Annotated in this window: 4 protein-coding genes; 1 reads left to right on the top strand and 3 read right to left on the bottom strand. The window is 56.8% G+C overall.

Features of this window, described 5'->3' with window-relative positions; translation table 11 throughout:
* Positions 1-228: 228 nt before the first annotated feature.
* The 3 genes from F8N21_RS29785 to F8N21_RS29775 all read right to left on the bottom strand — a co-directional run bounded on the left by F8N21_RS29785 (position 229) and on the right by F8N21_RS29775 (position 3,891).
* The gene (locus F8N21_RS29785) at positions 229-1,656 is read right to left on the bottom strand and encodes a sodium:solute symporter family protein (RefSeq protein WP_150645527.1); all 1,428 of its coding nucleotides are present in this window, start codon (positions 1,654-1,656) and stop codon (positions 229-231) included.
* 311 nt (positions 1,657-1,967) lie between these two features.
* Positions 1,968-2,876, bottom strand: coding sequence for a carbohydrate kinase family protein (locus tag F8N21_RS29780; protein ID WP_150645529.1), 909 nt, complete (start codon positions 2,874-2,876; stop codon positions 1,968-1,970).
* 64 nt (positions 2,877-2,940) lie between these two features.
* On the bottom strand, positions 2,941-3,891 hold the full coding sequence (locus F8N21_RS29775; RefSeq protein WP_150645526.1) for an AraC family transcriptional regulator: 951 nt from the start codon (positions 3,889-3,891) through the stop codon (positions 2,941-2,943).
* A gap of 284 nt (positions 3,892-4,175) precedes the next feature.
* Between F8N21_RS29775 and F8N21_RS29770 the strand changes: the two genes are divergently transcribed.
* The gene (locus tag F8N21_RS29770; RefSeq protein WP_150645528.1) at positions 4,176-5,483 is read left to right on the top strand and encodes an ABC transporter substrate-binding protein; all 1,308 of its coding nucleotides are present in this window, start codon (positions 4,176-4,178) and stop codon (positions 5,481-5,483) included.
* Positions 5,484-5,630: the final 147 nt, after the last annotated feature.

Raw genomic sequence — 5,630 nt, 5'->3', positions numbered from 1 at the left:
CGAACGAAAGGGGCAAGAGCCCTTGGTTACTTGGGGCTTTTCCAAGTGACCCGCCGTAAGGGCGGAACCCTGAGTCGCCGTGACCGCAGCAACGGATATGTACCCAATCAACAAAATACAAGCCGACCGGCTCTTGATCCACCGCCCCCTCGCTACGCCTGTGTGTGTGCCTGAAACCCGAGCTTAAGTGAACAGCATTGCGCTCACTGAGCGGCGTTTTTGTTCAGGTCAGGCACCCTGTTGTTTCAACCCTTCTACAACTACCGGCCCAACCGGCTCGAGCGGTGTACCGCGTCGGGTAACGTGGCTGATGCTCATGATCACCAGCGGCGTGAAAAGAGCGATGTAGGCATTGTCGATGCCCCACGGATTGCCTGCCAGAAACCAGCCGACGGTCGCCACCAGGGAGGCAATGATGCTCAGAAACGCGGCTGTCGCGGTGCCGAATTTCGGTGCGTAGAACACCATCAGCACCAGCACTGCCAGAGAGGCGCGCAGGGCTTTGCCGAGGAAGGCGATCATCAGCACTTTGTCGGAGGTCAGGGCAAGCGCGATGGGCAGCAGGCCGACAGCGATGGTGGCCAGGCGGACAAAACGCAGGGATTTCGCGTCACTTTTTTCCGGGTTGAACCATGGCTCGTAGAAGTCGCGCAGCAACAAAGTGGCCGAACCCATACTGACTGCCGAGATGGTCCCGAACAGCGAGCCTGCCAAACCTGCGACCACCAGGCCCGCGGTCAACTGGTCCATGCTCGCGATCAGGCGGGGGAAGGCTTGCAGTGAATCGACTTGCGGAAACAATGCCGCGCTGCACATGCCGATCAATGCAGCACCTATCCCGAACGGGATCATCAGGATTGCGCAATAGAAGCATGCGCGTTGCGCTTTTCCCGCGTCGCTGACGGTGTTCACCGCCTGAATCACGTACTGGGTGGAGAAGATCGAGCCGATACCGGCAATCATCCAGGCGATGATTTGACCCCAGCCGATGGCGGTCCAGTCGAACATGCTTGGCGGTAATTGAGTCTGCAGCGCGCTGATCCCTCCGACCTGTTTCAGGCCGAACCACAGCGCTAACCCGACACCCAGGTATTTGAGGCTGGCATGTACGAAGTTGGTGTAGATGACTGAGCGCATGCCGCCGATGCTGACGTACATCACTGACACCACACCCACAATAATGATCGCCAACGTGCGATCCACTTGCAGCACGCTGGCCAGCACCGCACCGCCGCTGGCATAGATCGAAACCGCGACGATTTCCAGGGCGAAGATGGTGATGATCGACGTGGCAAAGCGGGTTCTTTGCCCGTAGTTGCGCGCCAGTACACCGGAGATGGTGTTGTCGCCCAGATCTTTGTATTTACGCGCCAGCAGCCAAGCGAACAACACAAAGCCCAACGCCAGCGCGAAAAGATTCCAGGCGGCAGAGATTCCGGTTTTGAAACCAGTCTGAGCGGTACCGATACTGACAGCTGTGCCAATGAATTCCGACAGCATCAGAAAACCGATCAAGAACGCAGGGAAGTGCCCGCCGCCTGTGGTGTAATTATTGGCGCTACGAGAATGCCGACGAACACCGAAGCTGATCAGCGCGAGGCTGAGCATGTAGAAACCGGTGATGGAAAGGACGATCCAGGAAGAGTTGGGCTGCATATTCGTTACCCCATTAAGGTGCTGAAGGTAGACGGGGAAACGCTAGGAATGTTTTCGCAGGCATTGTGCATGATTATGCTCTTTGGGTATTGTTGTGATTAAAGGCAGTTTCCTCTCTAAGGTTTAGGTGGTCTAATATCGAGCAAGTATCGCTTGATACTTTTAAGGTATTTTATCCGCGTCGGGTATGGCACCAATGCCCATTCGCAGGGTGGCGCCATCTTCGATCAGCGCCGAGGCGAACGCCCATCCAAACCACACAACAAATGAGTCGACATACGTTTCACCATGTCAGCATCGACTCCGTTCCGTCAGACACCGCGAAAGGTGCCAAGTAGATCCTTCACCTCGGCCAACGCGGGTGCATGGGCTCCGGCATGACGGCACGACAAGGAGGCGCAAGCAGCTGAAAAACGCAGGCGCTCCTTCAGGTCGGCGATGCCCAGCAAATCCGCAGCCAGCCAACCGGCCATGCACGCGTCGCCTGCTCCTACCGTATCTGCGACGTCCACAGCGATAGCCGGCTGCTGGTATTGGTTGTCGGGCGTGTGGAGAACCATCCCGTGTTCACCTCGAGTGAACAGGATCTGCGCCTGTGGATTGAGCGCGCGAAGCTCGTACATTGCCTGGCTTTCGGTGAGCCCTGGATAAATGTGCCGAAGGTCTTCGTCCGAAAGCTTGATCATGTCGGCGAGGGCGCTCATCGTCGGGAAGGTTTGCTCCCGATAATGGCTGTCCATCAAATTGCGCCAGTTCGGATCATAGCTAATCCGTTGACCTTGCCCTTTTGCTTGCCGAGCCAGTTTGACCAGCCTGTCTGCAAGTGGCTGGCGGGCCAGGCTGATGCAGCTGAAATGACAGACTTCTGCCTGGTCGATCCAGCCTTGCGGCAACAGGTCCGGATCAAAAAACAGGTCAGCATCGCCGGCAAAAAAATACCTTGGCGGGCGGCTCGAGGGGACGATGGCGACCAGGGGGTCTCGATCTACCCGTTGGAAAAATCCTCCATGCAGGCCCGCCGTCTCCGACTGCCGAACGATCTCGTCGCCCAGTGAATCTGTACTCACCGATCCTGCGAAGGCGCTGCTGACGCCCAAGCGACTCAGCGCTCGTGCAACGTTCCAGGGCGCACCGCCTGGATAACCTTTCCACTGCCCGGGAAGGCCCTGGACAAGGTCGGTCAGTGCTTCGCCAAATACGACTGCGCGAGGCAATAGCATGGTCATTTCCTCTGTTTTTTTGGAGAGGCTGCTCATTGATCGGAGTCGACCAGGCATCACTCACTCAATGGGCATTACTGAAGGGCAGGGATTGATGAGCACCGTTGCGGTTGAACAATGTCATCGCCGTACCGCGACGATATTCGCTTGGCGTCTGTTCCATTTCGATACGGAAGTGCCGGTTGAAGTTAGACAGGTTTTCATAGCCCACCTCAAAGCAGATATCAGCCACCGACATCTCGGTTTGCAACAACAGCCTGCAGGCGCGCTGAACCCTGAGCTTGCGCATCAGATCGATGAAACCGTGGCCGGTCACCCTTTTGAAGAAGCGCGAAAAACCGGGCTCGCTCATTTCCAGGCGCTGAGCAATAACCGACAGGCGAACGTCGCCTGTGAGCTCAGTCAACAGATAGTCAAATGCCTTGTTGATTCGCTCGGAACTGCGAGCGTCCAGCGTTGGCGCGTAGCAAGCGCTGGCGAGCAAGTGGACCTCCTGCGGTGGTGCTTTCATCAGCGCATTGATCAATTGCAGAAACAGAATCAGGCGCTCGAGCCCTTGCGCGGGGCCGATGTCTTCCAGCAGCCGTGCAGCATGCACAGCAGTTGCACCCGTGAATTCCAGGCCGCGGCGCGCACGTTCAAAAAGATGTTGCAGCTCGCCCAGCTCAGGCAGCGTGCCGCGCAAGGCCAAAATAGCGGCACCATCAAACTGCAGCACCACATCGCGCCCCGCCAGGTATTCACCAGGCCTCAGATCGCCTATCCAGTCATGGGGAAGATCAGGGCCGATGAGCGCAACATGACCCGCGCCGAACGCGCCTATGTAATCGCCCGCAACGAGCTTGCCGCTGCCTTGGCGGATCAGGTGAATTTCAAATTCAGGGTGATGGTTCCAGCGAGCCAGGGAGTAGGGGTAGTCGTGTTCATACCAGCGAAAGCAATGATCGGGCTCAGGAAGGATAACCTCAAGTTCCGCGGGTCGCTGTTCGAACAGTGCTGCTCGGCTATCAGGCATGGCATGCCCCTTTCATTGTTATTTGTTGTTCGTATGCGCCCAACATACGCCTTCATGGTGGGTACCTGCTAGTTCATGTATTGCCTGGCACTGATACTTTTTTGATCGGAGGGTGCTCGGTTAAAAAAGTATCGGATGAGCGTCCTCTGTGCGTTTGTCCGGGCTTTTCCAAGGTGCTGTAATCAAGCCGTCCACCATTGCTGCTCAGTTGTAATTGCTCAGCGGTGGTTAACAACAAAAATAATAGCTCCCGTCGTTCAAGGCGCGGAGCGGAGAGCACTATGATGAAGATCCCACAAGCGCTTTTCCTTTCCGCTGGCCTATCCTTCGCCCTCGTCAGTCAAGCCGCCGAGACAGTGACCATTGCCACTGTGAACAATGGCGACATGATCCGGATGCAGCGGCTCTCGAAAATTTTTGAACAGCAGCATCCTGATGTGAAGCTCAATTGGGTGGTACTGGAAGAAAACGTCCTGCGTCAGCGCCTGACCACCGATATCGCCACTCAGGGTGGCCAATTCGACGTACTGACCATTGGCACCTACGAAACTCCGCTTTGGGGCGCCAAGAATTGGCTTGAGCCCATCACGGGGCTGCCACCGGAGTACGACCTGGAAGACATCTTTCCTTCAGTACGCCAAGGCTTGTCGGTCAACAACAGGCTCTACGCGTTGCCTTTCTATGGCGAAAGCACGATCACCTATTACCGCACCGATCTGTTCAAGGACGCCGGGCTGACCATGCCGGAGCATCCGACCTGGACCCAGCTTGGCGAGTTTGCGTCCAGACTCCACCAGCCTGATAAAGGTCAGTACGGAATGTGCCTGCGGGGCAAGGCTGGGTGGGGCGAGAACATTGCTCTACTGAGCACCATGGCAAATGCCTTTGGTGCCCGTTGGTTCGATGAACAGTGGCAGCCGGAGCTTTCCAGTCCGGAGTGGACTGCAGCAGTGCACTTCTACGTGGATACCCTCAAGAAGTTTGGGCCTCCAGGCGTGTCGAGCAATGGCTTCAATGAAACCCTGGCGCTGTTTAACAGTGGCAAATGCGCGATCTGGGTGGATGCCAGCGTCGCGGGTTCGTTCACCACAGACAAAGAGCAGAGCAAGGTTGTCGACAGCGTGGGCTTTGCCCCGGCCCCGACGCAAGCCACCGACAAAGGTTCGTCATGGCTGTATGCGTGGTCGCTGGCGATACCGGCAACCTCCAGGCATAAAGAGACCGCAAAGGCCTTCATCACCTGGGCCACTTCGAAAGAATACATTCAACTTGTCGCTGAAAAAGAGGGCATTGCCAATGTGCCGCCAGGCACTCGGCAATCCACCTACAACGAGGCCTATCTGCAGGCCGCGCCTTTCGCACAAGTGACCTTGCAGATGATGCAGCATGCCGACCCTGCACACCCTTCGATCAAGCCTGTTCCTTACGTTGGCATTCAGTACGTAACCATTCCTGAGTTCCAGGCGATAGGCACATCCGTAGGGAAGTTGTTTTCGGCTGCGCTTACCGGGCAGATGTCAGTCGATCAAGCGCTCGCCGCCGCACAAACCTCCACCGAACGTGAGATGAAGCGCGCCAGTTACCCCAAGTAACCCCCGCAACCAATGTGGGAGCGGGCTTGTGTGGCGAGGGGGCTTGGTGGAACGCCGCATCGCCCCGTTCGACTGCGAAGCAGTCGTAAAAACCGGTCACTGCTTATTAATTCAAGATCGCGGTGACTGGTTTCAGGGGTGCTTCGC

Origin of the sequence: Pseudomonas fluorescens (assembly GCF_902497895.1) — a bacterium.
GTDB lineage: Bacteria > Pseudomonadota > Gammaproteobacteria > Pseudomonadales > Pseudomonadaceae > Aquipseudomonas > Aquipseudomonas fluorescens_BP.
This window is presented reverse-complemented; position numbering and strand designations above follow the sequence as displayed.

Excerpts from the sequence above, each read along its gene's own strand:
- F8N21_RS29785 (WP_150645527.1), bottom strand. The coding sequence starts at position 1,656 with ATGCAGCCCAACTCTTCCTGGATCGTCCTTTCCATCACCGGTTTCTAC.
- F8N21_RS29780 (WP_150645529.1), bottom strand. The coding sequence starts at position 2,876 with ATGCTATTGCCTCGCGCAGTCGTATTTGGCGAAGCACTGACCGACCTT.
- F8N21_RS29775 (WP_150645526.1), bottom strand. The coding sequence starts at position 3,891 with ATGCCTGATAGCCGAGCAGCACTGTTCGAACAGCGACCCGCGGAACTT.
- F8N21_RS29770 (WP_150645528.1), top strand. The coding sequence starts at position 4,176 with ATGAAGATCCCACAAGCGCTTTTCCTTTCCGCTGGCCTATCCTTCGCC.